26 protein-coding genes and 1 other RNA gene are annotated in these 25114 nt (G+C 71.5%); 9 read left to right on the forward strand and 18 right to left on the reverse strand.

Annotation, left to right across the window (positions count from 1 at the left end):
* Positions 1-53: 53 nt before the first annotated feature.
* Positions 54-1097: a uroporphyrinogen decarboxylase gene (gene hemE / locus ACFOY6_RS15340; RefSeq protein ID WP_379651596.1), complete on the reverse strand. Its 1044-nt coding sequence runs from the start codon at positions 1095-1097 to the stop codon at positions 54-56.
* Positions 1098-1428: 331 nt separating this feature from the next.
* Here hemE and ACFOY6_RS15345 point away from each other — a divergent pair, with 331 nt between their 5' ends.
* Positions 1429-2295, forward strand: a complete 867-nt coding sequence (locus ACFOY6_RS15345; protein ID WP_109515772.1) for a pyruvate, water dikinase regulatory protein — start codon at positions 1429-1431, stop codon at positions 2293-2295.
* Positions 2292-2885, forward strand: coding sequence for a Maf family protein (locus ACFOY6_RS15350; protein WP_379651597.1), 594 nt, complete (start codon positions 2292-2294; stop codon positions 2883-2885). Before ACFOY6_RS15345 ends, ACFOY6_RS15350 begins: the two co-directional genes overlap by 4 nt.
* 136 nt (positions 2886-3021) lie before the next feature.
* On the opposite strand, the gene recR is transcribed toward ACFOY6_RS15350, so the two are convergent.
* The 4 genes from recR to ffs all read right to left on the reverse strand — a co-directional run bounded on the left by recR (position 3022) and on the right by ffs (position 6078).
* Positions 3022-3624, reverse strand: coding sequence for a recombination mediator RecR (recR, locus tag ACFOY6_RS15355; RefSeq protein WP_379631831.1), 603 nt, complete (start codon positions 3622-3624; stop codon positions 3022-3024).
* A gap of 10 nt (positions 3625-3634) precedes the next feature.
* Positions 3635-3982, reverse strand: coding sequence for a YbaB/EbfC family nucleoid-associated protein (locus tag ACFOY6_RS15360; protein ID WP_109515774.1), 348 nt, complete (start codon positions 3980-3982; stop codon positions 3635-3637).
* Positions 3979-5919, reverse strand: coding sequence for a DNA polymerase III subunit gamma/tau (locus ACFOY6_RS15365; protein ID WP_379651598.1), 1941 nt, complete (start codon positions 5917-5919; stop codon positions 3979-3981). Before ACFOY6_RS15365 ends, ACFOY6_RS15360 begins: the two co-directional genes overlap by 4 nt.
* Positions 5920-5986: 67 nt before the next feature.
* Positions 5987-6078: signal recognition particle sRNA small type (ffs, locus tag ACFOY6_RS15370), an RNA gene on the reverse strand.
* Positions 6079-6182: 104 nt separating this feature from the next.
* On the opposite strand from ffs, the gene nudC reads away from it, so the two are divergent.
* The 6 genes from nudC (at position 6183) to ACFOY6_RS15400 (ending at position 10687) form a co-directional block, all read left to right on the forward strand.
* Positions 6183-7109 (forward strand): NAD(+) diphosphatase, encoded by a 927-nt coding sequence (nudC, locus tag ACFOY6_RS15375; protein WP_109515776.1) that lies wholly within the window; start codon positions 6183-6185, stop codon positions 7107-7109.
* Complete coding sequence (locus ACFOY6_RS15380) at positions 7109-7393, forward strand: phosphoribosylamine--glycine ligase (RefSeq protein ID WP_245906110.1); 285 nt, start codon at positions 7109-7111, stop codon at positions 7391-7393. The genes nudC and ACFOY6_RS15380 overlap by 1 nt, the downstream gene beginning before the upstream one ends.
* 118 nt (positions 7394-7511) lie before the next feature.
* Complete coding sequence (locus tag ACFOY6_RS15385) at positions 7512-8285, forward strand: amino acid ABC transporter ATP-binding protein (protein ID WP_109515778.1); 774 nt, start codon at positions 7512-7514, stop codon at positions 8283-8285.
* Between the two features lie 18 nt (positions 8286-8303).
* On the forward strand, positions 8304-8984 hold the full coding sequence (locus tag ACFOY6_RS15390; protein WP_109515779.1) for an amino acid ABC transporter permease: 681 nt from the start codon (positions 8304-8306) through the stop codon (positions 8982-8984).
* A 14-nt stretch (positions 8985-8998) separates the two neighbouring features.
* Positions 8999-9670 (forward strand): amino acid ABC transporter permease, encoded by a 672-nt coding sequence (locus tag ACFOY6_RS15395; protein WP_109515780.1) that lies wholly within the window; start codon positions 8999-9001, stop codon positions 9668-9670.
* A 102-nt stretch (positions 9671-9772) separates the two neighbouring features.
* The gene (locus ACFOY6_RS15400; protein WP_379651599.1) at positions 9773-10687 is read left to right on the forward strand and encodes a bestrophin family protein; all 915 of its coding nucleotides are present in this window, start codon (positions 9773-9775) and stop codon (positions 10685-10687) included.
* Positions 10688-10728: 41 nt separating this feature from the next.
* Here ACFOY6_RS15400 and ACFOY6_RS15405 read toward each other — a convergent pair whose 3' ends face one another.
* From ACFOY6_RS15405 to ACFOY6_RS15440, 8 genes are all read right to left on the reverse strand, one after another.
* On the reverse strand, positions 10729-12087 hold the full coding sequence (locus ACFOY6_RS15405) for a GDSL-type esterase/lipase family protein (RefSeq protein WP_379651600.1): 1359 nt from the start codon (positions 12085-12087) through the stop codon (positions 10729-10731).
* Between the two features lie 105 nt (positions 12088-12192).
* The gene (locus tag ACFOY6_RS15410; RefSeq protein ID WP_379651601.1) at positions 12193-12822 is read right to left on the reverse strand and encodes an acetyltransferase; all 630 of its coding nucleotides are present in this window, start codon (positions 12820-12822) and stop codon (positions 12193-12195) included.
* A gap of 3 nt (positions 12823-12825) precedes the next feature.
* On the reverse strand, positions 12826-14745 hold the full coding sequence (locus ACFOY6_RS15415) for a potassium transporter Kup (RefSeq protein WP_408904635.1): 1920 nt from the start codon (positions 14743-14745) through the stop codon (positions 12826-12828).
* Positions 14746-14820: 75 nt separating this feature from the next.
* Complete coding sequence (locus tag ACFOY6_RS15420) at positions 14821-15624, reverse strand: amino acid ABC transporter ATP-binding protein (protein ID WP_281262093.1); 804 nt, start codon at positions 15622-15624, stop codon at positions 14821-14823.
* Between the two features lie 39 nt (positions 15625-15663).
* Entirely contained in the window at positions 15664-16818 is a 1155-nt protein-coding gene (locus tag ACFOY6_RS15425; protein WP_109515784.1) for an amino acid ABC transporter permease, read from the reverse strand.
* Between the two features lie 3 nt (positions 16819-16821).
* Positions 16822-17031 carry a hypothetical protein gene (locus tag ACFOY6_RS15430; RefSeq protein WP_379651603.1) on the reverse strand — a complete coding sequence of 70 codons (210 nt, stop codon included), beginning with the start codon at positions 17029-17031 and terminating at the stop codon, positions 16822-16824.
* Between the two features lie 8 nt (positions 17032-17039).
* On the reverse strand, positions 17040-18242 hold the full coding sequence (locus tag ACFOY6_RS15435) for an amino acid ABC transporter permease (RefSeq protein WP_109515786.1): 1203 nt from the start codon (positions 18240-18242) through the stop codon (positions 17040-17042).
* 152 nt (positions 18243-18394) lie between these two features.
* Positions 18395-19438 carry an amino acid ABC transporter substrate-binding protein gene (locus tag ACFOY6_RS15440; RefSeq protein WP_109515787.1) on the reverse strand — a complete coding sequence of 348 codons (1044 nt, stop codon included), beginning with the start codon at positions 19436-19438 and terminating at the stop codon, positions 18395-18397.
* Between the two features lie 294 nt (positions 19439-19732).
* Here ACFOY6_RS15440 and lhpI point away from each other — a divergent pair, with 294 nt between their 5' ends.
* On the forward strand, positions 19733-20665 hold the full coding sequence (gene lhpI, locus ACFOY6_RS15445; protein ID WP_379651604.1) for a bifunctional Delta(1)-pyrroline-2-carboxylate/Delta(1)-piperideine-2-carboxylate reductase: 933 nt from the start codon (positions 19733-19735) through the stop codon (positions 20663-20665).
* Positions 20666-20749: 84 nt separating this feature from the next.
* On the opposite strand, the gene rpsO is transcribed toward lhpI, so the two are convergent.
* From rpsO to infB, 5 genes are all read right to left on the reverse strand, one after another.
* The gene (gene rpsO, locus ACFOY6_RS15450) at positions 20750-21028 is read right to left on the reverse strand and encodes a 30S ribosomal protein S15 (protein ID WP_109515789.1); all 279 of its coding nucleotides are present in this window, start codon (positions 21026-21028) and stop codon (positions 20750-20752) included.
* A gap of 13 nt (positions 21029-21041) precedes the next feature.
* Positions 21042-22031 carry a tRNA pseudouridine(55) synthase TruB gene (gene truB / locus ACFOY6_RS15455; RefSeq protein ID WP_379631811.1) on the reverse strand — a complete coding sequence of 330 codons (990 nt, stop codon included), beginning with the start codon at positions 22029-22031 and terminating at the stop codon, positions 21042-21044.
* A gap of 87 nt (positions 22032-22118) precedes the next feature.
* Positions 22119-22508, reverse strand: a complete 390-nt coding sequence (locus ACFOY6_RS15460; RefSeq protein ID WP_379651605.1) for an acyl-CoA thioesterase — start codon at positions 22506-22508, stop codon at positions 22119-22121.
* Complete coding sequence (gene rbfA / locus ACFOY6_RS15465; RefSeq protein ID WP_109515791.1) at positions 22505-22939, reverse strand: 30S ribosome-binding factor RbfA; 435 nt, start codon at positions 22937-22939, stop codon at positions 22505-22507. Before rbfA ends, ACFOY6_RS15460 begins: the two co-directional genes overlap by 4 nt.
* Positions 22940-23061: 122 nt before the next feature.
* The coding region (infB, locus tag ACFOY6_RS15470) for a translation initiation factor IF-2 (protein WP_379651606.1) at positions 23062-25114 on the reverse strand (2053 nt) is incomplete at its 5' end.

The raw sequence follows: 25114 nt of genomic DNA on the forward strand, positions 1-25114 counted from the left end.
CTCCCCCCGCCGCTGTTGCCCACAAGGGCGCCAGCGGCCCGCCAGGAGGCTTCTCAGCCCATGCGGATGACGCGTGCCAGCGCCGCCACATGCTCCGGCGGCGTCGGCGGGACGATGCCGTGGCCCAGGTTGAACACGAAGGGCCGGCCGCGCATGGCGGCCAGGATCGAGCGCGCCTCGGCCTCCATCGCCGCGCCACCGGCCACCACTGCCTGCGGGTCCAGGTTGCCCTGCAGCGCCACCTCGGCCGGCACCGCCGTGGCGGCCCAGCGCGGGTCCATGGCGGTGTCCATCGCCACGGTGGAGACGCCGGTGCGCTGCGCGTATTCCGGCAGCAGCGGCCCTGCCAGGCGCGGGAAGCCGATCAGCGGGATATCCGGCCGGACCTTGCGGATGTTGCGGACGATGGCGGCGCTGGGCTCGATCGACCAGCGGCGGAACTGGGCGGGGGAGAGCAGGCCGGCCCAGCTGTCGAACAGCATCAGCGCCTCGGCCCCTGCCTCGGCCTGGGCGAGAAGATATTCCGTTGTCGAATCGACAAGCAGGCGGATCAGCTTCCCGAACAGCGCCGGGTCGGCATAGGCCATGCGGCGGGCATGGGCGAACTCGCCGCCGCCGCGGCCTTCCACCATGTAGCAGGCGACCGTGAACGGGCTGCCCGCGAAGCCGATCAACGCCGCCTTCGGCGCCTCCTGAGCCAGCCCGGCCCGCACCCGCGACACCGTCTCATAGATCGGCGCCAGCCGTGCCGCCGCCCCTGCCGGGTCCAGCTTCGCCAGCCCTTCCGCGTCGCGGATCGGCTCCAGCAGCGGCCCCTCGCCCTCGGCGTAGCGCAGCGGCTGCCCCATGGCCCAGGGCAGCATCAGGATGTCGCTGAACAGGATGGCGCCATCCATCCCGTAGCGGCGCAGCGGTTGCAGCGTCACCTCGGCGGCGAGGGCGGGGTTCGTGCACAGGCGGATGAAGTCGCCCGCCTGGGCCCGCAGCTCCCGGTATTCCGGCAGGTACCGCCCGGCCTGGCGCATCAGCCAGAAGGGCGGCGGCCAGATCGCCTCGCCGGAGAGGGCGCGCAGCAAGGGCTTCGGTGCGTTTTCCATGGCGCCCCTTTCTATGAAAAAGAGTCTTTAAGAAAGATGGGGGACTCGTAGGGCCTGTGGATAAGGGGGACGCAGTGGACGCAATTCCTGTCCACAAAGTTCTCCACAGGCGCGAATCGGGCACAAAGCCAGCTCAAAGGCCGGTTTCCGGCGTTTTCCACAGAGTCTCGCGCCACGCTGTGCCCAACAAACCCCAGCCCCCCGGAAATGCGGATTCCATCCCCGCTTATCCCAGGGGGGGTTCCGGTGGGGCAAGGTTTTCCCCAATCTCCACAGCAATCCCCGTTATTCTCCACCGCGCAAAAACGCCGCACGAGGCCGATCGGAGCCGATGTCAAACCGTAGCTTCAACCTGCATCTCGTCTCCGACAGCACGGGTGAGACGCTGAACTCCATCGCGCGCGCCACGCTGGCGCGCTTCGCGGACCCGCATGTCATCCATCACCGCTGGTCGCTGGTCCGCTCCCATTTGCAGCTCGAGCAGGTGCTGGAGGGCATCAAGGCGGAGCCGGGGCCGGTGATGTTCACCCTGGTGGACCGCTCGCTGCGGCATTCGCTGGAGGAGGTGTGCCAGCAGCTCGGCGTGCCCTGCCTCTCGGTGCTGGACCCGGTGATGGACCTGCTGCAGACCCAGCTCGGCCAGCAGGCGCGGGAGAAGCGCGCCGCGCAGTACGTGCTGGACGCCGACTATTTCCGCCGCATCGACGCCATGCACTACGTGCTGGCGCATGACGACGGCCAGGGCGTCGCCGGCATCGAGGAGGCCGACTGCGTGCTGGTGGGCGTCTCCCGCTCCTCCAAGACGCCCACCTGCTTCTACCTCGCCAATCGCGGCATCAAGGCCGCCAACGTGCCGATCGTGCCGACCTCCCCCCTGCCGGAGGAGCTGGAGAACCCGCCCTGCCCGGTGATCGGCCTCACCATCGACGTGGCGGCGCTGATCGACATCCGCCGCCACCGGCTGAAGATCATCGGCGCCGGCGGCGTGCGGCAGGACACCAACGACTATGTGGACCACGAGGCGGTGAAGGCGGAGATCCAGGCGGCGCGGCGGCTCTGCACCAGCCATGGCTGGCCGGTGATCGACGTCACGCGCCGCTCGATCGAGGAGACGGCCGCCACCGTGCTGCAGCTGATGGAAGCCTGGCACGCCCGCCGCAGCCAGGGCGGGCCGAAGCCCGGCGGCATCGGCGCATGATCCGGCTGGTCCTGGCCTCCGGCTCCGCCACGCGGGCGGCGCTGCTGCGCGCGGCGGGGCTCGACTTCACCGCGCAGCCCGCGCCCGTGGACGAGGCCAGCCTGAAGGAGGCCGCCCGGGCCGAGGGCATACCGCCGGCCGATGCCGCCATCCTGCTGGCCGAGGCCAAGGCCATACGCGTGGCGCGGCGGGAGCCGGAGGCGCTGGTGATCGGCGCCGACCAGCTCCTGGTGTGCGAGGGGGCGTGGTTCGACAAGCCGGAGGGCCTGGCCGGCGCCCGCGCCCAGCTTCAGGCGCTGCGCGGGCGCACGCACACGCTGTTCACCGCCATGGTGCTGTGGCGGCATGGCCAGCGCGTCTGGCAGCACGTCGCCACGCCACGGCTGACCATGCGCGACTTCTCCGACAGCTTCCTGGACCGCTACCTGGCGCTGGAGGGGGAGGCGGTGACGCACTCCGTCGGCGCCTACCGGCTGGAGGGGCCGGGCATCCAGCTCTTCCGCGAGGTGGAGGGGGAGCACAGCGCCATCCTCGGCCTGCCGCTGCTGCCGCTGCTGGGGTTCCTGCGGCAGCACGGGGCGCTGGATTAAGGAAGAACCTTCTTTTTCTGAAGAAAAAGAAGCAAAAAGACTTTTCGGGTCTGGCGCCTCGCCATCAACCAGCGCAGCGCCAGACTGACAAAAGTTTTTTGGTTCTTTTTTCCAAAAAAGAACCCTTTCCCTTCTTCTATGCCGGCCGCCGCGCCTTCAGCGCCGCGGCCAATGTCCCGTCATCCATCACATCCAGCGCGCCGCCCATCGGCACGCCCTGGGCCAGCCGCGTCACCACCACGCCGATGGGGCGCAGCCGGTCGGTCAGGTAGTGCGCGGTGGTGGCGCCATCGACCGTGGCGGGCAGCGCCAGGATCACCTCGCGCGCCTCGCCCTCCGCCACGCGGGCCAGCAGATCCGCCACGCGCAGATCGTCCGGCCCGACGCCGGAGAGCGCCGAGAGCACGCCGCCCAGCACGTGGTAGAGGCCGCGGTGCACATGCGCCCGCTCCAGCGCCCAGAGGTCGGAGACGCCCTCCACCACGCAGAGCACGTCGTGCTCCCGCGCCGGATCGGTGCAGATGCGGCAGGGGTCCTGGGTGTCGAGATTGCCGCAGACGCGGCAGGGGCGGACGGCCTCCGCTGTCTCGCGCAGGGCCTGGGCGAGCGGCAGCATCAGCCCGCCCGGGTCCTGCAGCAGCTTCAGCGCGGCGCGCCGGGCGCTGCGGCGGCCGAGCCCCGGCAGCCGCGCCAGCATGGCGACGAGCCGCTCGACTTGGTCCGGCCCGCGCACGCTCAAGGCCGGCGGCTCAGAACGGCAGCTTGAAGCCGCCGAGGCCGCCACCGCCGCCCATGCCGGGGATGTTCAGCCCGGAGGTGGCCTTCTGCATCTCCTCGGCCATCATCGCCTCCACCTTCGCCTTGGCGTCGGCATGGGCGGCGACGATCAGGTCCTCCAGCACCTCGCGCTCATCGGCCGCCATCAGGCTGGGGTCGATGGCCAGGCGCTTCAGGTCGCCCTTGCCGGAGAGCGTCACCTTGACCATGCCGGCGCCGGCGGCGCCCTCCACGGTCATGGCGTCCAGCTTGGCCTGCATCTCCTGCATCTTGGCCTGCATCTGCTGGGCCTGCTTCATCATCGAGGCAAGGTTCTTCATGCGTCCTCCCCATAGGGATCAGAGGAATGGAAATCGTCGAGATCGGCCGGCTCGGCATCGGGCGGCGCGAATTCGGGGCCGTCGTCGGGCGCCTCGGGCGCCGGCGGCAGGCCGTATTCATCCAGGCTGTCGTCGCGCAGCGCCTCCACCTGGGCGCCGGGGAAGGCGAGCAGGATGGACTGCACCAGCGGGTGGGCCTTCGCCATCTCCAGCCGCTCGCTCGCCACGTGGCTGCGCTGCTGCGCGATGGTCGGCTCGCCCTCGGCGTTGGAGAGGCTGATGGTCCAGCGCCGCCCCGTCTGCTCCAGCAGCAGGCCGGCGAGCTGGGCGGCGAGGTCGCGCGGCGCCTCGGGCCGCTGGCGGATCTCGATGCGGCCGGGCGCGAAGGACACCAGATGCACATTGTGCAGCAGGTGGGCGTGCAGCATCGGCGCGCGGCCCGAGGCCAGCGCCACCACCTCGCGGAAGCCGCGCGGCTGGGCCAGGGCGGGCTGCGCCTCCATCACCGTCGTTGCCACGGGGGCGCCATTGGCCGTGGCGCGGCTGCCGCCGCCCATGGGGCCGCCCGGGGCGCCGGAGGGCAGGGGGCCGCCTGCCGCCGCGGTGGCACCGCCCTCGGTCAGGCGCCGCACCAGGTCGCCCGGCGTCGGCATCTCGGCGAGGTGGGCGAGGCGGATCAGCACCATCTCGGCCGCCGCGCGCCGGTCCGGCGCCTCGGCGATCTCGGTGATGCCCTTCAGCAGCACCTGCCAGGCGCGGCCCAGCACCGGGATGCTCAGCGCCCCGGCCAGGGCGGTGCCGCGCACGCGCTCGGCCTCGGGCAGCGAGGGGTCCTGGCGCAGCGCCGGCACGGCGCGCAGGCGGGTGAGGGTGTGGGTCAGCTCCAGCAGGTCGGCCAGCACCACGCCAGGGTCGGCGCCCCGCTCATGCCCGGCATCCATGGCCGAGAGCACGCCGGCGATGTCGCCGCGGAAGGCGGCTTCCAGCAGGTCGAACAGCAGGGTGCGGTCGGCCAGGCCCAGCATGTCCCGCACCAGCTCCGCCTGCACCCCCTCCGGGCTGCCGGCGGCCTGGGCGATCGCCTGGTCGAGCAGCGAGAGGCCGTCGCGCACCGAGCCATCCGCCGCGCGGGCGATCATCGCCAGCGCTTCCGGCGTGGCGGGCACGGCCTCGGCCTCGGCGATGCGGGTGAAGTGGGCGCGCAAGCTCTCCTGCGGCACGCGCTTCAGGTCGAAGCGCTGGCAGCGGGAGAGGATGGTGGCCGGCACCTTGCGGATTTCCGTCGTCGCGAACAGGAACTTCACCTGCGGCGGCGGTTCCTCCAGCGTCTTCAGCAGCGCGTTGAACGCCGCCGTCGACAGCATGTGCACCTCGTCGAGGATGTACACCTTGAAGCGCGCGCGGGCCGGGCGGTAGCGCACCGCCTCGCGCAGCTCGCGGATGTTGTCGACGCCGTTGTTGGAGGCGGCGTCCAGCTCCAGCACGTCCGGGTGGCGGTCGGCCAGGATCGCCTGGCACTCGGCGCAGACGCCGCAGGGCTCGGCGGTGGGGCCGCCATTCCCGTCCGGCCCGACGCAGTTTAGCGCGCGGGCGATGATGCGGGCGGTGGTGGTCTTGCCGACGCCGCGCACGCCGGTGAGCATGAAGGCATGCGCCACGCGGTTCTGCGCGAAGGCGTTGCGCAGGGTACGCACCAGCGCGTCCTGGCCGATCAGGTCGGCGAAGCTCTGCGGGCGGTACTTGCGGGCGAGCACCCGGTAGGGCGTGGCGGCCGGCTCGGGCGCCGGAGCAGCGGGAGAGGGGGCGGGCTCCGCCTCGCCGAACAGGCCCGGCCTCTCGGGGGGCGGCGGGTCGCCGAACAGGCCGGGGCCTTCGGGCGCCGGGGGCTGCTCGAAGGCGGGCTGTGCAAGCTCGTCGGGGCGGGTGTCGCTTGGCATGGCGCGCGGCGGATCCGATGCTGGCCGCGGCGGGCCATTCAGCGAGAGGTGAAAACCTCAGAAGGTGGAAGACCGGCGGAACGACCCAGACGGGAACTCGCTGCGGCTGCTTCCTTCCGGACCTGACCGGGTTGGCAAGGCGCCTGTCCGCCGCCGACCTTCCGAGGGCACCATATCATGCCGCCCCCCCTCCGCGGCAAGGGGGGCATCCCCGATCGGGCCGAGTTGCCGTGCGCGCCGGCCCATGGCAGGGTCGCGGCCGCATGCTGTCCATCCCGGCTTCCCGTCCCAATGCCTACACCGGCAGCCCCCTCGACCGTGCCTCGGGCCGGCGGGAGGAGGCCGATTTCATCGCCGCCGCCATGGCCTCGCCGCAGGCGCTGTTCGTGCCGGTCTGGCGCAGCCGCAGCCTGATGCGCGGGGTCGAGGAGGGCCGGCCCGAGGCCGTGCTGCTCTCGGCCGAGGCGGCCGAGGCGGTGCGCATGGCCGGCGGCCCCTGGGCCTTCCTGGGCTTCTGGGAGGGCCGGCCGGTCTTCAGCGTGGATTGCTCCGCCGCCGAGGACCCGCTGCCGCTGCTGCCCGAGGGCTTCGGCGCCTTCGCCGACCTGCGCGCCGTGGCCGGGCTGCTGCCGGCGGGCGAGGCCAGCGTGCTGGCGCATGCGCGCGGGCTGATGCACTGGCGCGTGCGGCACCGCTTCTGCGGCGTCTGCGGCGGGGTGTGCGAGCCGCGCAGCGCCGGCAACGCCATGGCCTGCACCGCCTGCGGCGCGCAGCACTTCCCGCGCACCGACCCGGCGGTGATCATGCTGGTGACGGATGGCGCGCGCGCCCTGCTCGGCCATTCCACCCGCTTCCCCACCACCACCATGTACTCCACCCTGGCCGGCTTCGTGGAGCCGGGCGAGAGCCTGGAGGAGGCGGTGCGCCGCGAGGTGCTGGAGGAGGTGGGCGTCCAGGTGGGCGAGGTGCACTACCATTCCTCGCAGCCCTGGCCCTTCCCGGCCTCGATCATGCTGGGCTTCCATGCCGAGGCGCTCTCCCACGAGATCACCATCGACCCGGAGGAGCTGCGGGATGCCCGCTGGTTCACCCGCGCCGAGCTGCGCGCGCATGAGCAGCACGGCTTCAGCCTGCCGCGGCTGGATTCCATTGCGCGCCGGCTGATCGAGGACTGGCTGGAGGCCGAATGATGCGCCCGACCCGAGCCCTTCTGCTGCTGCCCCTCCTGGCCGCCTGCGCCACCCCGCCGCCGGCCCCGCCCACGCCGCCCGAGCCGCCAGGCCATGCCGCCTGCCGCGCCGAGGCGCGCAACGACCCCGCCGTGCAGGCGCTGGGGCGGCAGGAGAACCCGCTGAACTGGGGCAACCGCGAGCGCGTGCAGAACGATTTGCGGGTGGCCGAATTGCGGGCATTCCGGGACTGCCTGCGGCGCAACGGGCTGGCCGCGCCGGGGGGCGTCGAGCCCGCCCGCTGAGGCGCGGCTGGCCACGCCACGCCTCGCCCGGCGATGGCATGGAAATTGCACAGCGACATTTTGCCCCGCTTCCGCAACTGGCCTATGAGGCTCCCCGCGGAACAGCCGAGGAGCCGCCATGACCCGTCCCGCCCCTTCCCCCGCCGCCGCGGCCACCCGGCCGATCGTCGACGCGCGGGGCCTGTGGAAGCGCTTCGGCCCGCTGACGGTGCTGAAGGGCGTCGACCTCAGCGTGGCGGAGCGCGAGCTGGTCTTCATCATCGGCCCCTCCGGCTCCGGCAAGTCCACCCTGCTGCGCTGCCTGAACCGGCTGGAGGAGCCGGATGACGGCTCCATCCATGTCGACGGCATCGAGTTGCTGAGCCGTGCCACCGACATCAACGCGGCGCGCCGGCGCATCGGCATGGTGTTCCAGAGCTTCAACCTCTACCCGCACATGACGGCGCGGCAGAACGTGATGCTGGCGCTGCGCAAGGTGCTGAAGCAGGAGCGCGCCCAGGCCGAGGAGGCTGCCGCCCGGGCGCTCGACCGCGTCGGCCTGGCCGAGCGGATGGACCACTACCCGGCGCAGCTCTCGGGCGGGCAGCAGCAGCGCGTGGCCATCGCCCGCGCCATCGCGCTGGAGCCGCGCGTCATGCTGTTCGACGAGCCGACCAGCGCGCTGGACCCCGAGCTGGTGGGGGGCGTGCTGGCGGTGATGCGCGAGCTGCGGCAGGACGGCATGACCATGGTGGTGGTGAGCCACGAGATGGCCTTCGCGAAAGCCGCCGCCGACCGCGTGGTGTTCATGGCCGATGGCGAGAAGCTGGAGGAAGGGCCGCCCGCCCAGATCTTCGGCGACCCGCGGCACGAGCGCACCCGCGCCTTCATCCGCCAGATCGACCGGCACTGAGGCGGCGGGGCGCGCGCCATGGGCGGTCTTGAAAGCTTCCTCTTCTCCTTCTTCAACCTGAAGGTGATGGGCACCTACCTGCCGCTGATCGCGCAGGGGCTGGGGCTCACCGTCATCCTGGCGCTGCTGATCGTGGTGTCCGGCCTCGCCCTCGGGCTGGCGCTGGCGCTGCTGCGCGCCTGCGGCATCCGGCCGCTGAACTGGCTGATCATCTTCGTGGTCGACCTGTTCCGCGCCCTGCCGCCGCTGGTCATCATCGTGCTGCTGTTCTTCGGGCTGCCGGCCATGGGGCTCGGCATGTCGGGCTTCGCCGCCACCTGGCTCTCGCTGACCCTGGTGCTGATGGCCTTCGCCGAGGAAATCTATTGGGCCGGCATCACCGCCGTGCCGAAGGGGCAGTGGGAGGCGGCGCGCTCCACCGGCCTCGGCTTCTTCCAGACGCTGCGGCTGGTGGTGCTGCCGCAGGCGCTGCGCATCACCATCCCGCCGCTGACCAACCGCACCATCGCCATCACCAAGGGCACGGCGCTGGGCTCGGTGGTGGGCGTGGCGGAAATCCTCGGCGCCGCGCAGAGCGCCATGTCCTTCTCGGCCAACCCCTCGCCGCTGACGCTCGGCGCCATCGCCTACCTGATCCTGTTCATCCCCGTCGTCGCGCTCGGCCGCTGGGTCGAGACGCGCTTCGCCTGGAAGCGCTGAGGGAGCCGCCACCCATGGAAGAGTTCCTCTTCGCCTTCCTCAACGGCGACATCCTGCGCGAGGCCTGGCCGATCCTGTGGCAGGGCTTCCTCTACACCCTGGCGCTCTCCGCCATCACCGTGCCGCTCGGCCTCGCGGGCGGCGTCATCCTGGCGCTGCTCTCCACCTCCGGGCCGCGCGGCATCCGCCTCGCCGCGGCGGCGTGGACCGACCTGTTCCGCGCCATCCCGCCGCTGGTGCTGCTGGTGTTCCTCTATGCCGGGCTGCCCTTCGCCGGCATCGATGTCGGCGCCTGGGGGGCGGTGGCCATCGGCTTCTTCCTCAACACCGGCGCCTATTACGGCGAGGTGCTGCGCGCCGGCATCGGCAGCGTGCCGGCGGGGCAGATGGAGGCGGCGCGCTCCACCGGCCTCACGCGCGGGCAGGCGCTGCGCCATGTCATCCTGCCGCAGGCGGTGCGCAACGTGCTGCCCGACCTAGTGAGCAACACGCTGGAGGTGGTGAAGCTCACCTCCATCGCCTCCGTCGTCGCGCTGCCGGAGCTGCTGTTCCAGGCGCGGCAGGCGCAGAACGCCACCTACAACGCCACACCCATCGTGGCGGCGGCGGTGGCCTACTTCCTGCTGCTCTGGCCGCTGGTGCGGCTGATCTCGCGGCTGGAGAACAAGGCGATGGCCGGGCGTTAGCGCCCGGAGGGGCCATGGCCGGGCGTTAGCGCCCGGCGCGGGAGGGAAACCGCGCCGGGGTGGCTTCCCTCCCGCCCCCGGCGGGAGGATGGTGCGGCCGCCATGATCCTGCGCCCCCGCCCCGGCCCGCTCGGCCTGCTCTTCATCCTGCGCGGCTCCATCGTGCCGCGCATCGCCAGCCGGCTGGCCGTCGTCACCACGCTGGCCACGCTGCTGACCCTCGCCGACCTCAGCTATCCGCACCTCTTTCCGCAGGTGACGGCGGTGCCCTTCACCTTCATGGGGCTGGCGCTGTCCATCTTCCTCGGCTTCCGCACCAACACCTGCTACGCGCGCTGGTGGGAGGCGCGCGGCCTGTTGGGCGCGCTGGTGATCGCGGCGCGCGACCTGGCGCGGGAGGTCACCACCCTGTTCGCGGCGGATGCGGCGCTGCGGCAGCGCGTGCTGTACCGCGTGGCGGGCTTCGCGCGCGGCCTGGCGGCGCAGCTGCGCGGGGAGGATGCCACCGCCGCCCTCGGCCCCTGGCTGCCGGTGGCGGAGGCCGCGGCGCTCCCCGGCACGCGCAACCCGCTGCAGGCGGCGCTGCGCGCCTGCGCCGCCGATTTCGCCGCCTGCCGGGCGGAGGGGCGCATCGGCGAGGTGCTCTATGCCCGGCTCGACGGCCACCTCGCGGCGCTGAACGCGGTGCAGACGGGCTGCGAGCGCATCCGCAACACGCCCACCCCCTTCGCCTACTGGCTGCTGCTGAACCGCACCGCCTGGCTGTTCTGCCTGCTGCTGCCCTTCGGCTTCGTCGGCACGCTGGGGCTGGCGACGCCGGTGGTGGTGGCGATCCTGGCCTACACCTTCTTCGGCCTGGACGAGCTGGCCGACGAGCTGGAGGACCCCTTCGGCCGCGCCGCCAACGACCTGCCGCTGGACGCCATCGCGCGGGTGGTGGAGATCGACCTGCGCGAGGCGCTGGGCGAGGCGGCCCTGCCCGAGCCGCTGCAGCCGGAGAGATACGTGCTGCTGTGAGGTAAGCTCCGGCCCGGCGTTCCCGCCGGGCCAAGGCCCGCTCAGCCCTTCGGCAGCACCGCCCCGGGCGGCACCGCCATGCCCATGGCGAGGTAGCCGGCGCGGTTGGGGTGCAGCTTGTCGCCCGCGGCGCCGGTGGTCGAGTCGGGCACCATCTCGGGCTTCAGCCCGCCGGTGGCGGGGTCGCGCGTGGCGGCGTCGAAATCCACCACCGCGTCGAACAGCCCGCCCTCGCGGATGAAGGCGTTGAGTTGCCGGCGCTTCTCGTCCTGCTCGGCATGGCCATGCGCGGCGCTGCTGCTGCCCAGCGCCGGCGTCACCGTGGCGCCCACCACCCGCAGGCCGGGGATGGCGGCGCGCAGCCGCTCCACCCCCTGGCGCATCCCGTCGCGCACCGCCTCGAAGCTGGCATTGCCGTTGCGGCTGAAATCGTTGGTGCCCTCCAGCCAGACCACGGTGCGGATGCCGGAGAGGGAGATGATGTCCCGCTCCATCCGCGCCAGCGCCGAGGGGCCGCCGGGGAAGGGCTTTTCCGGGCTGTATTCGGCGGGGCCGACCACCTGGTTGCCGCCGATGCCGGCATTCACCACCGCCACCCGGTTGCCCAGCGTGGCGTGCAGCCGGCGGGAGAGCACGTCCGGCCAGCGGTCGTCGCCATTCATGGTGGAGGCGGTGCCGTCGGTGATCGAATCGCCGAAGCAGAGCACCACGGGGGTGCCGGCGGGCGCCGCCATATCCACCGCGTCGAGGAAGAACCAGGAGGCGGTGGAGTAGGGGAAGGCGGCCTCGCCCTCCTCCGCGCCCTGCGCGCCGCTGCCGGGGGGCGAGACATAGGAGGTCTGCAACGCCTTGGCGTGCCACGTCATCGGGCCCGAGGGGCCGGGGACGTGGAAGGAGACGGCCAGCTTGCGGCCCATCAGCAGGGCGGCGTCCGGCTCGGCGGCGAAGGGCAACTCCACGGCGTCCGACCAGAGCTGGCCGCCGGGCGGGATGGTGGCCTCGGCCGCGCCGCCGAACAGCACGGGTCGGTTGCTGCCCGGCACCAGCGCCGCGCCGCCGAAATGCAGGCCCGCATGCACGCCGGCGAGGCGCAGCGGCCGCGTGCCGAAGGCGTTGGTGAAGCGGAGCCGCGCCCGCCGGCCCCAGAGATCGGGGCGCAGCACCAGGCGGAAGGTCTGGTCCCGCGCGCCTTCCGCCGGATCGGGGAAGGCGAAGGACTGGTTGGGCTGGGCCGAGGGGTTGCCCACCGGGTAGGGCCCCTGGGCCGAGCCGGTCCAGGCCGTCGTCCAGGCTTCCGGCCCGGCGCCGGCCGGTTGCGCGCGGGCCGGGGCGGCGAGGCCCCCCGTGCCCAGGATGGTGCCGGCCAGGATCATCCCCTGCGCCAGTTCCCTGCGGTTCATGCGTTCCTCCCGCCCCTTGCCCGGGGCTTTCCGGCTGCATTCCACGCCCGAACGGGGCGGAAAAGAAGAGGCCGGCAGGAGGAACCCCCGGCCCCCGCGCGTTTGTTACGCCTTTTCCCGCGCCGGCACCCCGGAGACGGTGGCGCCCGCCGGCACATCTCCCACCACCGCCGCGCCGAGCGCGATGGTGGCGCCATCCCCCACGGCGGTTCCCGGCCTGATTCCCGCCAGGATGCCGACCAGCACCTCCGCCCCGAGCCGGACGCCGCCGCCCAGCACCGCCCCGGGGGCGATGTGGCAGCCCGGCCCGATCACGGCGTCATGCTCCAGGATGGCGCCGGTGTTCAGGATGGAATGCGCCCCGAGCCGGGCCGCCGCCCCCGCCACGCTGCGCGGCATGGCCACGCTGCCCGCGCCCAGGGTGGCGGTGCCGGCGACGATGGCGGAAGGGTGGCGCAGCGCCGGCAGCGCGTAGCCGAGCGCGAGCAGCGCCTCGCCCAGCCGGCGCCGCGTGGCGTTGTGGCCGAGCGCCACATGGGCGGCGGCGGCGCCCTCCGCCCGCAGCGCCGCCATGCGGGAGAGCGGCCCGAGATGCGGCACGCCGGGCAGGCCGGGGCTGGCCGGGCCGTCGTCCAGCACGCCGAGGGGAGGCGGGAAGCCGGCGTCCCGCAGCAGCTCCAGCACGGCGCGGCCATGCCCCCCGGCGCCGAGGATCAGCAGCCGGGGGCGCTCCATGGCTCAGATGGCCACCCGCACGCCCAGCTCCACCACCCGGTCGCTCGGGATGCGGAAGAACTCGGTGGCGGGCATGGAATTGCGGCTCATCACCGAGAACAGCCATTGCCGCCAGGCGGCCATCTTCGGCACGGAGGAGGCCACCAGCGTCTCGCGGCCGAGGAAGTAGCTGGCCTGCATGGCCTCGAACTGCACGCCGTATTCGTGCAGCGCCTCCAGCTCGCGCGGGATGTTGGGGCTCTCCTGGAAGCCGTAGCGCAGCATGACGCGGTGGATGCCCGGCGCCAGCTCGGTCACCTCCCGCCGCTGCGGCGCCTGGGGCACGTCCAGGTTCTCCACCGTGACGAACAGCACCCGCTCGTGCAGCACCTTGTTGTGCTTGAGGTTGTGCAGCAGGGCGGCGGGCACGTAGTCGGCCTGGCCGGTCATGAACACGGCGATGCCCGGCACGCGGATGGTGCGGGACTGCGGCAGCCGCGCCAGGAAGGATTTCAGCGGCAGGCTGTCCTGCCGGAAGCGGGCGAAGAGCAGCTCCCGCCCGCGCCGCCAGGTGAGCATCAGCACGAACAGCCCGGCGCCCAGCAGCAGCGGCACCCAGCCGCCATCCGGCACCTTCAGCACGTTGGAGATGAAGAAGCCGGAATCGAGCAGGAACAGGGGCACGATGATCGCCCCCACCGCCAGGCGCGACCAGCCGAACTGCCGCCGCAGCACCAGCCCCGCCAGCGAGGTGGTGCAGAGGAAGGTGCCGGTGACGGCGATGCCGTAGGCCGCCGCCAGGCTGTCCGAGTCGTGGAAGCTGACCACCAGGATGACGACGCCGACGAGCAGGGCGAGGTTGATCTGCGGCATGTAGATCTGCCCCTCCTCCGTCTCGGAGGTGTGGCAGACGACGAGGCGCGGCAGCAGGCCGAGCTGCACGCATTGCCGGGCGATGGAGTAGGCGCCCGAGATCATGGCCTGGCTGGCGATGATGGTGGCGCAGGTGGCCAGCACCACCAGCGGTAGCCGGAACCAGGCGGGGGCGAGCAGGTAGAACGGGTTCTCCAGCGCCGCGCGATCGGTCAGCAGCAGGGCGCCCTGGCCGAAATAGTTCAGCGTCAGCGCCGGCAGCACCGCCCAGAGCCAGACGAGGCGGATGGGGCGGGCGCCGAAATGGCCCATGTCGGCATAGAGCGCCTCCGCCCCCGTCACCGCCAGCACCACCGAGCCGAGGGCGATGAAGGCGGCGAGGTGGTAGTTCACGCAGAACTCGACGGCGTAGTAGGGCGAGAGCGCCAGCAGCACCCTGGGCTGCACCGCGATCTCGACCAGGCCGAGGATGGCGAGGCTGCCGAACCAGAGCGCCGTGACCGGGCCGAACACCTTCCCGATGACATGCGTGCCCTTGTACTGCACCAGGAACAGCGCCAGCAGCACGCCGAGCGAGATGGGGATGACCGCGCCGGTGAAGGCGGGGGAGATGACCTTCAGCCCCTCCACCGCCGAGAGCACCGAGATGGCGGGTGTGATGATGCCGTCGCCGAAGAACAGCGAGGCGCCGGCGATGCCCACCAGCAGCACCAGCATGCGGCCGCGCTCGCCGCGCGTCACGCGCTGGGCCAGCGCCATCAGCGCCAGGATGCCGCCCTCGCCGCGGTTGTCGGCCCGCAGCACGAGGAGCACGTACTTGATCGTGACCACCAGGATCAGCGACCAGAAGATCAGGCTGAGGACGCCGAGGATCTCCCAATCCTCCAGCCCGTCCGCCGCGAAATGCAGCAGCGAGGCGCGGAGCGCGTAGAGCGGGCTGGTGCCGATGTCACCATAGACCACCCCCAGCACGCCAAGCAGCAGCGCGGGGGTGAGGGGGCGCGAGGCCGGGGATGAAGGGTGCTGGGACACTGCCGTGCTGTGAGGATGCCGGGCGGCAAGGTCTAGGATGCCACCGGGCGCCGCCGCAAGAGGCAGCTCCGTGAGCGGCCGGGGGCGGGCAGCCGCCCCCGGCCCGCCCGCGGCTCAGTGGCCGCGCAGGATCTGGCTGAGGAAGGTCTTCAGCCGGTCCGTCTTGGGGTCGTTGAAGAGCTGCTCCGGCACGCCCGACTCGACGATCTCGCCGCGGTCCATGAACACCACCCGGTCCGCCACCTGGCGGGCGAAGCCCATCTCGTGGGTGACGCAGACCATGGTCATGCCGTCCTCGGCCAGCCCCACCATGGTGTCGAGCACCTCCTTGATCATCTCCGGGTCGAGCGCCGAGGTCGGCTCGTCGAACAGCATGATCTTGGGCTTCATGCACAGCGCGCGGGCGATCGCCACGCGCTGCTGCTGCCCGCCGGAGAGCTGGCCGGGGTACTTGTTCGCCTGCTCCGGGATCTTCACCCGGGACAGGTAGTGCATGGCCAGCTCGTCCGCCTCCTTCTTCGGCATGTGCCGCACCCAGATCGGCGCCAGGGTGCAGTTCTCGAGGATGGTCAGGTGCGGGAACAGGTTGAAGCTCTGGAACACCATGCCGACCTCGCGGCGGATGGCGTCCAGGCTGCGCGTGTCGTCGGTCAGCTCCATGTTGTCGACGATGATGCGCCCCTCCTGGTGCTGCTCCAGGCGGTTGATGCAGCGGATCATGGTGGACTTGCCGGAGCCCGAGGGGCCGCAGACCACCACGCGCTCGCCGGTGGCGACGCTCAGCGTCACGTCGCGCAGCACATGCATGCTGCCGTACCACTTGTTCACCTTGTCCAGCACGATGGCCGGCGGCGCGTCGGTGCGGGCGGCGGAGGCGAGGTGCGGGGCGGCACCCGCGGGATCCATGGTGGTGCTCATGCGTGCGGTCCCTGGGTGAGGATGGTCATGGCCGGCATCTCAGCGGACGCGGTGGCGGTTCAGCTCCGCCTCCAGCCCCTGGCTGTAGCGGGACATGGCGAAGCAGAAGACGAAGTAGATCAGCCCGACCGTGACGTAGATCTCGATGCCGAAGCCCTGCCAGGCCGGCTCGACGATGGCGGTCTTGCCGGCGGTCAGCAGGTCGAAGATGCCGATGATCAGCACCAGCGAGGTGTCCTTGAAGAAGCCGATGAAGGTGTTCACCAGCGGCGGGATCACCAGCCGCAGCGCCTGCGGCAGGATGATGAAGCCGGTCTTCTGCCAGTAGGTGAGGCCGAGCGCGTCGGCCGCCTCGTACTGGCCGCGCGGCAGGGCCTGCAGGCCGGCGCGCACCACCTCGGCCAGGTAGGCGGCGGCGAAGAGGATGATGGCGATCTGCGCGCGCAGCAGCTTGTCGATGTTCATGCCCTCCGGGAGGAAGAGCGGGAACATGACGCTGGCCATGAACAGCAGGCTGATGAGCGGCACGCCGCGGATCAGCTCCACATACAGCACGCAGAGCGTCTTGATGGCCGGCATGCTGGAGCGCCGGCCGAGCGCCACCAGGATGGAGAGCGGGAAGGCGAGCGCGATGCCGAAGGTGGCCAGGATGAGCGTGATGACGAGGCCGCCCCAGCGCTCCTGCGGCACATAGGAGAGGCCCAGCATGCCGCCCCACATCAGCACGCCGATCACCGCCAGCGTGGCCAGCCAGATCAGCGCCAGCGCCGGCCGCCAGAAGCGGCGCATGGCGGAGACGATGTAGAGGCCGATGAACAGCAGGACGCAGATGGCCGGCCGCCAGTGCTCCTCATAGGGGTAGGTGCCGAACAGGATGAAGCGGTGCTTCTCCGTCACCACCGCCCAGCAGGCGCCGGTGCCGCCCAGCGCGCGGCAGGCCTGGGTCTGCGCCCCCTGGGGCGTGACGGGCACCGACCAGATGGCGTTGATGAAGGCCCAGTCGATGAAGCCCATCGTCCAGCGGACGAGCAGGTAGCCCAGCGCCAGGGTGACGGCGGTGGAGATCCAGGAGGAGAACAGGTTCGCCTTCGCCCAGGCCAGCGGCCCCACCGCCAGCAGCGGCGGGCGGCGGTGGCCGAGCTCGGCGTCCTGCGCCGGGCGGGGGGCGGTGGCTTCGGCGGTGATCTCAGCCATGGTTCAGCGCTCCACCAGCGCGATGCGCGCCGCGTAGCCGGCCCTTGGGCCGGCGAAGCCAGACATCGCGTAGCCGGCCCTTGGGCCGGCGAAGCCGGGCGAAGACTTGCCGGCCCTTGGGCCGGCGAAGCCGGGCGAAGACTTGCCGGCCCTTGGGCCGGCGAAGCCCGGGGACTGCACGATGCGCGGGCTGTGGCCCGGAAGGTTCGGCATGCCCATGCTCAGCGCTCCACCAGCGCGATGCGCGCATTGTACCAGTTCATGAAGAGGCTGATCGACAGGCTGATGGTCAGGTAGACCACCATGATGATGGCGATGCCCTCGATCGCCTGGCCGGTCTGGTTCAGCGTGGTGTTCGAGATCGAGACGATGTCCTGGTAGCCGATGGCCACGGCCAGGGAGGAGTTCTTGGTCAGGTTCAGGTACTGGCTGGTCATCGGCGGCACGATCACGCGCAGCGCCTGCGGCAGCACGATCATGCGCAGGATGCGGCCGCGCTGCAGGCCGAGCGCCTCCGCCGCCTCCCACTGCCCCTTGGCCACCGAGAGGATGCCGGCGCGGACGATCTCGGCGATGAAGGCGGCGGTGTACATCACCAGGCCGATCAGCAGCGCGAAGTATTCCGGCGTGATGGTCAGGCCGCCCTGGAAGTTGAAGCCGCGCAGCGCCGGGATGTCGCCCTGCCAGGGGGCGCCGAGGCCGGCCCAGATCAGCACCGGCAGGCCGAGGACCAGCCCCGCCGCCACCGGCCACACCTTGCGCGGCTGGCCATCGGCCATCTGCTTCGCGCGGGCGGAGCGGGCGTAGAACACGGCGCCGACGATGCCGAGGATGAGGCCCAGCAGCGCGAAGCTGTGCGCATCCTGCCACTGGATCCAGGGCAGCTTCAGGCCGCGGTTGGAGAGGAACACGCCCTCCACCGGGTGCAGCGCCTGGCGCGGGGCCGGCAGGCCCTGCAGGATGGCGTACCAGAACAGCAGCTGCAGCAGCAGCGGCAGGTCGCGCACCACCTCGATATAGGCGGCGGCGATGCGCGAGAGCAGCCAGTTCTTCGACAGCCGGGCGATGCCGACCATCGTGCCGAGAATGGTGGCCACCACCACGCCGACCACGGCGATCTTCAGCGTGTTCAGCACGCCTACCATCAGGGCGCGGGCATAGGTGTCGGTCGGGCTGTAGGGGATCAGGCTCTCGGCGACCGGCAGCCCGGCCTCGCGCGAGAGGAAGCCCCAGCCCGTGGCAATGCGCCGGACCTCAAGGTTGTGCGCCGTGTTGCGGACCAGCCACCAGACGATGCCGACCACCACGCCCACCACCAGGATCTGCCAGATGATGGAGCGGAACCGTTCATCGGCCCAGGAAAGCCGGATTCCTCGCTTGGGTGGCGCGCGCAGCAGCCGGGGATCGGCGGCGGTGTCGGACATGCGTTGAAGCCCCGTTGTGTGTCTCTTTGCCCGCTCGGTCGGTCCGCCCCGCCTGCACCCCCGGCTGCCCGCAGCGGGACGAGGAACGGGGGGCGGGGCGGGAGCGCGGGGCCGGCCATGCCGCCGGCCCCGCTTCGTTCAGCCGCCCGCGCTCAGCGGAACGGCGGCGAGTACTGCAGGCCGCCCTGCGTCCACTGCGCGTTCGGGCCGCGCTGGATGCCGAGCGGGGTCAGGTGCTTCTCGAAGATCTCGCCGTAGTTGCCGACCGCCTTGATGACGTTGACCGCCCAGGCGTCGCTCACGCCCAGCATCTGGCCCAGGCCGCCGGTCTTGCCGAGCAGGCGCTGCGCCTCGGGGCGCTGGTCGTTCGCCACCGCTTGGTCGACGTTCTTGCTGGAGATGCCGAGCTCCTCGGCGGCCACCAGGACGTTGTGCGTCCAGCGGACGAGGTCGGCCCAGCGCTGGTCGCCATGGCGCACGGACGGGCCGAGCGGCTCCTTGGAGATGACCTCGGGCAGGATCACGTGCTCGCCCGGGTTGGGCTGGGCGGAGCGGGTGGCGGCGAGACCGGAGACATCCGTCGTGTAGGCGTCGCAGCGGCCGGCCACATAGGCGGAGACCAGCTCCTCCAGCCGCTCGATGATGACGGGCGTGAACTTCAGGTTGCTGGCGCGGAACCAGTCCGTCAGGTTCTGCTCGGTGGTGGTGCCGGGCTGCACGCAGACCGTGGCGCCGTCAAGCTCCTTGGCCGACTTCACGCCGAGCGAGGCCTTCACCATGAAGCCCTGGCCGTCATAGAAGTTGATGGCCGGGAAATCGAGGCCGAGCGAGGTGTCGCGCGAGAGCGTCGCCGTCGTGTTGCGCGGCAGCACGTCGATCTCGCCGGACTGCAGCGCCGTGAAGCGGTTCTGCGCCGTGGTCGGCACGTAGCGCACCTTGCTGGCGTCGTTGAACAGGGCGACCGCCAGGGCGCGGCAGTACTCCACGTCGAAGCCTTGCCAGCGGCCCTGGCTGTCGGGCTGCGCGAAGCCGGCCAGGCCGGTGTTCACGCCGCAGCTCAGCGTGCCGCGTGACTTCACGGCATCCATGGTGGCGGCGTTCTGGGCCGGCTGCTGGGCCATGGCCGGCGCCGCGAGGGCGGTGGCCAGGGCAGCCGCGCCGAGTGCGCGGAAGGTCGAAAGCCGCATGGGCTTCATAAACTCTCTCCCAATTCTTATCCGCCATCCGGCTGTTTGCCGGCGGCTCCTCCCCTGAGTCCGGCGAGGCGGCACCGGGGACCGGGGCATTCCGCCGCGCTGGGCGCGCAGCGATACCGCCCAGATTGCCCGTTAGCCTTGCAAGGCACGCGGCGCAATGATCACGCCATGTTTCCGCCCCGAAGGCTTTGCCGTCCGCCGAGTTTAGCAATCGGTATGCCATGCGGCGCAACGGCTTTCCCTGCCCGCGCGCAGGCCTAGGATGGCCACCTGGAGCGAGGAGAACCGTGCCCGATGCGCCTGATGGACAAGGCCGAGACGGAAGCCAAGCTGCCCTGGCCGGCATTGCGTGACGCGCTGGAAGGCATCTTCCGCCAGGGCTGCGAGGCGCCGCTGCGGCACCGCCATCCGCTGCCGCAAAAAGAGGCAGCGGAAGGCTCGCTGCTGCTGATGCCGGCCTGGCAGGCGCACCGCTACACCGGCGTGAAGATTGTGCATGTGAACCCGGCCAATGCCCGCCAGCCGGGGCTGCAGGCGGTGCATTCCGTCTACCTGCTCTCCGATGGCGAATCGGGGCGGCCGCTGGCGATTCTCGATGGCGGCACGCTGACCGACCGCCGCACCGCCGCCGCCAGCGTGCTGGCCGCCGGCTTCCTGGCGCGCCCGGAAAGCCGCCGGCTGCTGCTGCTGGGCAGCGGCAAGGTGGCCCATGCCCTGGCCCAGGCCTATGCCGCGCGCTTCCCGCTGGAGGAGATCCGCGTCTGGTCGCGCCGGCCGGAGAGCGCGGCGAGGCTCTCCGCCACCCTGGCGGGCGAGGGGCTGCCGGCCCGCGCCGTGGACAGCCCCGACCCCGCCGGGGCCGACATCGTCTCGGCCGCCACCCTCTCCACCCTGCCGCTGCTGCGCGGCGCGGACGTGGCGCCGGGCACGCATGTCGATCTCGTCGGCGCCTTCCGGCCCGACATGCGGGAGAGCGATGCTGGCCTGGTGGCGCGCGCCAGCCTGTTCGTGGACACGCGCCCGGGCGCGCTGGCCGAGGCGGGGGATGTGGTGCAGGCCATCGCGGAAGGGGCGATCGGGCCGGGGCACATCGCCGCCGACCTGTTCCAGCTCTGCCGCGGGGAGCATCCGGGGCGGCGCTCGGCGGCGGAGGTCACCCTGTTCAAGTCGGTGGGCTGGGCAGGGGAGGATCTGGCGGCGGCCGTGCTGGCTTACGAGACGGCATGAAAAAAGCCCGGGGGAATGAATTCCCCCGGACCCCCATCTTTTTTCTGTTCGTTTCCAGGCGCGCTGTGACGGCGCCCGGAGCCGTCAGCGGCGCAGGCCGAGACGCTCGATCAGGCTCTGGTAGCGGGCCTGGTTCTTGCGCTTCACATAGTCCAGCAGGCCACGGCGCTGGCCGACCAGCACCAGCAGGCCACGGCGGCTGTGGAAATCCTTCGGGTGCGCCTTCAGGTGCTCCGTCAGGGAGGAGATGCGGTCGGAGAGCAGGGCGACCTGCACTTCCGGGCTGCCCGTGTCGCCTTCCTTCATCGCGTACTCGGCGATGATCTTCGCGCGGCGCTCGATCTCGGTCACGTCGGTCGACATCGGCTTGTGCCTTTCAGTCTGTCTCGCCATCCGGCATCGGCTGGACGGGGAGGAGGGTGTTGTCGCCCGGGCTGAGCCAGCGCTCCGGCTTCACCAAGCCGGAATCGAGGCGCACGAGACCCTTCAGGCGCTCCCCCGCCATTGCCCGCACAAGCCCACCATCGGGGCTGGCGTCGCCGGGTATCCGCCCCATGAACTCGACCATGGAGATGGTCTGTCCGTAGGAGAGGCGTGCGGCCTCGGCTTCGGTGAGGGCCAGTGCCGGGATGTCGGCCAGCGCGGTCGTCACGGGAAGCAGAAGGTCCGGGGAAGGAGGCGGGGTATCCTCCGAACCCGTCAGCTTGTCCAGTGGAATCGCCGCCTCCTCCAGGAAGGGGCCGACACGCATCCGCCGCAGCACGGCGATGTGCCCGACGCTGCCCGCCGCGCGCGCGATGTCCCGCGCCAGGGAGCGCATGTAGACGCCCTTGCCGGACTGCACGGTGAACACCGCCGTGTCCGCGTCGGGGCGGGATTCCAGCTCGAACTTGTCCACCCGCGCCGGGCGCGCCGCCATCTCCGGGATCTGGCCGTCGCGCGCCAGGTCATAGGCGCGGGCACCGTTGATCTTGATGGCCGAGAAGATCGGCGGCACCTGCATGATGTCGCCGATGAAGGCGGGCAGGGCGGCGCGGATCTGCGCGTCTGTCGGGCGCGCGTCGCTGGTCTCGATGACCTGGCCCTCGGCGTCGTCCGTGTCGCGCGCCTCGCCGAACCGCAGCGTGAAGCGGTAGGTCTTGGTGCCGTCCATGACGTAGGGCACCATCTTGGTGGCGGCGCCGAAGGCGATCGGCAGCACGCCCGTGGCCAGCGGGTCCAGCGTGCCGCCATGGCCCACCTTCTGCGCGTTGAAGGCGCGCTTCAGCTTGTTCACCACATCGGTGGAGCCGATGCCCGAAGGCTTGTCGACAATGAGCCAGCCATCCATCGGACGGCCCTTCGGCTTGCGGTTCGGGCGTGCCATGAAATTCTCTTTGAATGCGTCGTGTCTGCGGAAGGGCGCCGCCCTCCCGCGATCTCCCGCAGGAAACCAGGGTTCCCCGGCCTTCCCTCAGCTCGCGGGAACGGGGCGGGGCCGGCCGGTGGCGTCCAGCGCGACGAAGGTGAACACCGCCTCCGTCACGCGGTTGGTGTGGTCGCTCTCCCGCTCCCGCCGCCAGGCCTGCACGCGGATGCGCATGGAGGTGCGGCCGGTGTGCAGCACCTCGGCGTAGAGGCTCACCTCGTCGCCGACGCGCACGGGGGAGTGGAAGGTGATGGCCTCCACCGCCACGGTGGCGCATCGGCCCCGCGCGCGGCGGGCGGCGGCGTTGCCGGCGGCAAGGTCCATCTGCGCCATCAGCCAGCCGCCGAAGATGTCGCCCGCCGGGTTGGTGTCGGCCGGCATGGCGATGGTGCGGATCATCGGCGCCACGTCCGGCGGCGCGTCAGGGGTTGTCACGCCTCGTCATCCTCCTGCGGCGCGCCAGGCTTCCCTGGAGGGGGCGCGAGATCCTGCTGGACCTCGGGGCGGCGCATCACCGCGTCGATCTTCATGGCATAGTCCAGCGCCGTGTCGGGCTGGAAATGCATCTCGGGGGCGAATCTCAGCCGCACCGCCCGCGCCACCTGGGTGCGCAGATAGGGCTGCACGCGGCGCAGCCCCTGCAGCTCCTCCTTCGTCACGGCGCGCCCGAGGGCGGCGACGAAGCAGGTCATGTGCCTGAGGTCGGGCGAGGCGCGCACCTCGGTGACGGTGATGTGCCGCCCGTCGAGATCGGGGTCGTGCATCTCGCCGCGCAGGAACACGGCGGAGAGGGCGTGGCGCACCTCTTCGGCGACGCGGAGCATGCGCTGGCTGGGAGCGCCGGCGGTGGCAGGTTTCTTGGCCATGGTATGTCCGGGGAACAGCTCCGGCCCCTTGGCGTTGATGGGACCCTGTCCCGACCCTGACCGGCAGCTTGCAGAAAAAAGAAGGGGGTGCCGGGGGAATTCCTTCCCCCGGCGCTTTCCGTTCAGACGGCGGCCACCGTCTCGGTCTCGTAGCACTCGATCTGGTCGCCGACCTTGATGGCGTCGTAGTTGGCGAAGCTCATGCCACACTCGTAGCCATTGGTGACTTCCTTGACGTCGTCCTTGAAGCGGCGGAGCGTCGCCAGCTCGCCCTGGTGGATGACGATGCCATCCCGCAGCAGGCGGACGCCACAGCCGCGGCGCACCACGCCCTCGGTGACGCGGCAGCCCGCGATGTTGCCCAGGCGCTTGACCTCGAACACCTCGAGGATCTGCGCGTAGCCCAGGAACTTCTCGCGCTGGATCGGCGCCAGCTTGCCGCGCACCAGCTGCTCCACGTCGTCCGCCACCTCGTAGATGATCGAGTAGTAGCGGATGTCGACGCCCTCGCGCTGCGCCAGCTCCCGCGCCTGCGCCGTGGCGCGGACGTTGAAGGCGACGACGATGGCGTTGGAGGCCTTGGCGAGCTGGATGTCGCTCTCGGTGATCTGGCCGACCGCCGAGTGCAGCACCCGCACCTTCACCTCGTCGCGCGACAGCTTGTTCAGGGTCACGCCGAGCGCCTCGGCCGAACCCTGCACATCCGCCTTCACGACGACGGCCACTTCCTTCTGCTCGCCGGCGGCGACGCGGGCCATCATGTCGGCCAGCGTGCCACGGGCGGCGCCGGCGGCGGCCGCCTGCTTCTCCCGCAGCTTGCGCTGGCGGAACTCGCTGATCTCGCGCGCCCGGCCCTCATCCTCGACGAAGGAGAGCGGCTCGCCCGCCGCCGGAACCCCGGACAGGCCCAGGATCTCGACCGGGAGGCTCGGATCGGCCTCCTTCAGCTGGCGGCCCTTGTCGTCGAGCATGGCGCGCACGCGGCCCCACTCGGCGCCGGCCACCACCATGTCGCCCTGGCGCAGCGTGCCCTTCTGCACCAGCACCGTGGCCACCGGCCCGCGGCCCTTGTCCAGCTTGGACTCGATCACCGTGCCCTCGGCGCCCCGGTTCGGGTTCGCCTTCAGGTCCAGCACCTCGGCCTGCAGCAGGATGGCTTCCAGCAGCTTGTCGAGGTTCATCGCCTTGGTGGCGGAGACCTGGATCTCCATCGTGTCGCCGCCCAGGCTCTCCACCACGATCTCGTGCTGCAGCAGCTCCTGCCGCACGCGGTCGAGGTTGACGCCCGGCTTGTCGATCTTGTTGACCGCCACGATCAGCGGCACGCCGGCCGCCTTCGCGTGGTGGATCGCCTCGATCGTCTGCGGCATCACGCCGTCATCGGCGGCCACCACCAGCACCACCATGTCCGTCACGCTGGCGCCGCGGGCGCGCATGGCGGTGAAGGCGGCGTGGCCCGGCGTGTCGATGAAGGTGACCTTCTGGCCGCCCTGCACCGTCACCTGGTAGGCGCCGATATGCTGGGTGATGCCACCCGCCTCGCGCGCCGCCACGTCGGTCTTGCGCAGCGCGTCCAGCAGGCTGGTCTTGCCGTGGTCGACATGGCCCATGATGGTGACGACCGGCGGACGCGGCAGCATGTCCTCGTCGGCATCGACGGTGCCTTCCAGCCCCTGCTCGACATCCGACTCGGAGACGCGGCGCACGCGGTGGCCGAACTCGTTGACCACCAGCTCCGCCGTATCGGCGTCGATGGTCTGGGTCAGCGTCGCCATCACGCCCATGCGGAACAGCGCCTTCACCACCTCGCCGCCACGGGCGGCCATGCGGTTGGCGAGCTCCTGCACGGTGATGGCTTCCGGCACCACCACGTCGCGCACCACCTTCACGCCGTCCGAGCGGAGGCGCTGCAACTCCTGCTGCCGGCGCTCGCGCTCACGGGCGCGGCGGACGGAGGCCATGGAGCGGCTGCGCTCGTCCTCGCCCTCGATCGCGGCGGCGACGTCGATCTTGCCGTCGCGGCGGCGGTCGCCACCGGCGGCCGGCTTCTTGGTCGGCGCGGCGGCCGGCTTCTTGGCCGGCATGGCGGGCATGCCGGGGCGGCGGATGGCGGGGCGGCGCTCCTCCTCCTCGCCCTCGCGGCCACGCAGCGTCAGGCGCGGCGCGGCGCCGGCC

Origin of the sequence: Teichococcus aestuarii, assembly GCF_042651065.1 — a bacterium.
Taxonomy (GTDB): domain Bacteria; phylum Pseudomonadota; class Alphaproteobacteria; order Acetobacterales; family Acetobacteraceae; genus Pseudoroseomonas; species Pseudoroseomonas aestuarii.

Coding starts and splice junctions, on each gene's coding strand:
- hemE (WP_379651596.1), bottom strand. CDS start 1,097: ATGGAAAACGCACCGAAGCCCTTGCTGCGCGCCCTCTCCGGCGAGGCG.
- ACFOY6_RS15345 (WP_109515772.1), top strand. CDS start 1,429: ATGTCAAACCGTAGCTTCAACCTGCATCTCGTCTCCGACAGCACGGGT.
- ACFOY6_RS15350 (WP_379651597.1), top strand. CDS start 2,292: ATGATCCGGCTGGTCCTGGCCTCCGGCTCCGCCACGCGGGCGGCGCTG.
- ACFOY6_RS15360 (WP_109515774.1), bottom strand. CDS start 3,982: ATGAAGAACCTTGCCTCGATGATGAAGCAGGCCCAGCAGATGCAGGCC.
- ACFOY6_RS15365 (WP_379651598.1), bottom strand. CDS start 5,919: ATGCCAAGCGACACCCGCCCCGACGAGCTTGCACAGCCCGCCTTCGAG.
- nudC (WP_109515776.1), top strand. CDS start 6,183: ATGCTGTCCATCCCGGCTTCCCGTCCCAATGCCTACACCGGCAGCCCC.
- ACFOY6_RS15380 (WP_245906110.1), top strand. CDS start 7,109: ATGCGCCCGACCCGAGCCCTTCTGCTGCTGCCCCTCCTGGCCGCCTGC.
- ACFOY6_RS15385 (WP_109515778.1), top strand. CDS start 7,512: ATGACCCGTCCCGCCCCTTCCCCCGCCGCCGCGGCCACCCGGCCGATC.
- ACFOY6_RS15390 (WP_109515779.1), top strand. CDS start 8,304: ATGGGCGGTCTTGAAAGCTTCCTCTTCTCCTTCTTCAACCTGAAGGTG.
- ACFOY6_RS15395 (WP_109515780.1), top strand. CDS start 8,999: ATGGAAGAGTTCCTCTTCGCCTTCCTCAACGGCGACATCCTGCGCGAG.
- ACFOY6_RS15400 (WP_379651599.1), top strand. CDS start 9,773: ATGATCCTGCGCCCCCGCCCCGGCCCGCTCGGCCTGCTCTTCATCCTG.
- ACFOY6_RS15405 (WP_379651600.1), bottom strand. CDS start 12,087: ATGAACCGCAGGGAACTGGCGCAGGGGATGATCCTGGCCGGCACCATC.
- ACFOY6_RS15410 (WP_379651601.1), bottom strand. CDS start 12,822: ATGGAGCGCCCCCGGCTGCTGATCCTCGGCGCCGGGGGGCATGGCCGC.
- ACFOY6_RS15420 (WP_281262093.1), bottom strand. CDS start 15,624: ATGAGCACCACCATGGATCCCGCGGGTGCCGCCCCGCACCTCGCCTCC.
- ACFOY6_RS15425 (WP_109515784.1), bottom strand. CDS start 16,818: ATGGCTGAGATCACCGCCGAAGCCACCGCCCCCCGCCCGGCGCAGGAC.
- ACFOY6_RS15430 (WP_379651603.1), bottom strand. CDS start 17,031: ATGCCGAACCTTCCGGGCCACAGCCCGCGCATCGTGCAGTCCCCGGGC.
- ACFOY6_RS15435 (WP_109515786.1), bottom strand. CDS start 18,242: ATGTCCGACACCGCCGCCGATCCCCGGCTGCTGCGCGCGCCACCCAAG.
- ACFOY6_RS15440 (WP_109515787.1), bottom strand. CDS start 19,438: ATGAAGCCCATGCGGCTTTCGACCTTCCGCGCACTCGGCGCGGCTGCC.
- lhpI (WP_379651604.1), top strand. CDS start 19,733: ATGCGCCTGATGGACAAGGCCGAGACGGAAGCCAAGCTGCCCTGGCCG.
- rpsO (WP_109515789.1), bottom strand. CDS start 21,028: ATGTCGACCGACGTGACCGAGATCGAGCGCCGCGCGAAGATCATCGCC.
- truB (WP_379631811.1), bottom strand. CDS start 22,031: ATGGCACGCCCGAACCGCAAGCCGAAGGGCCGTCCGATGGATGGCTGG.
- rbfA (WP_109515791.1), bottom strand. CDS start 22,939: ATGGCCAAGAAACCTGCCACCGCCGGCGCTCCCAGCCAGCGCATGCTC.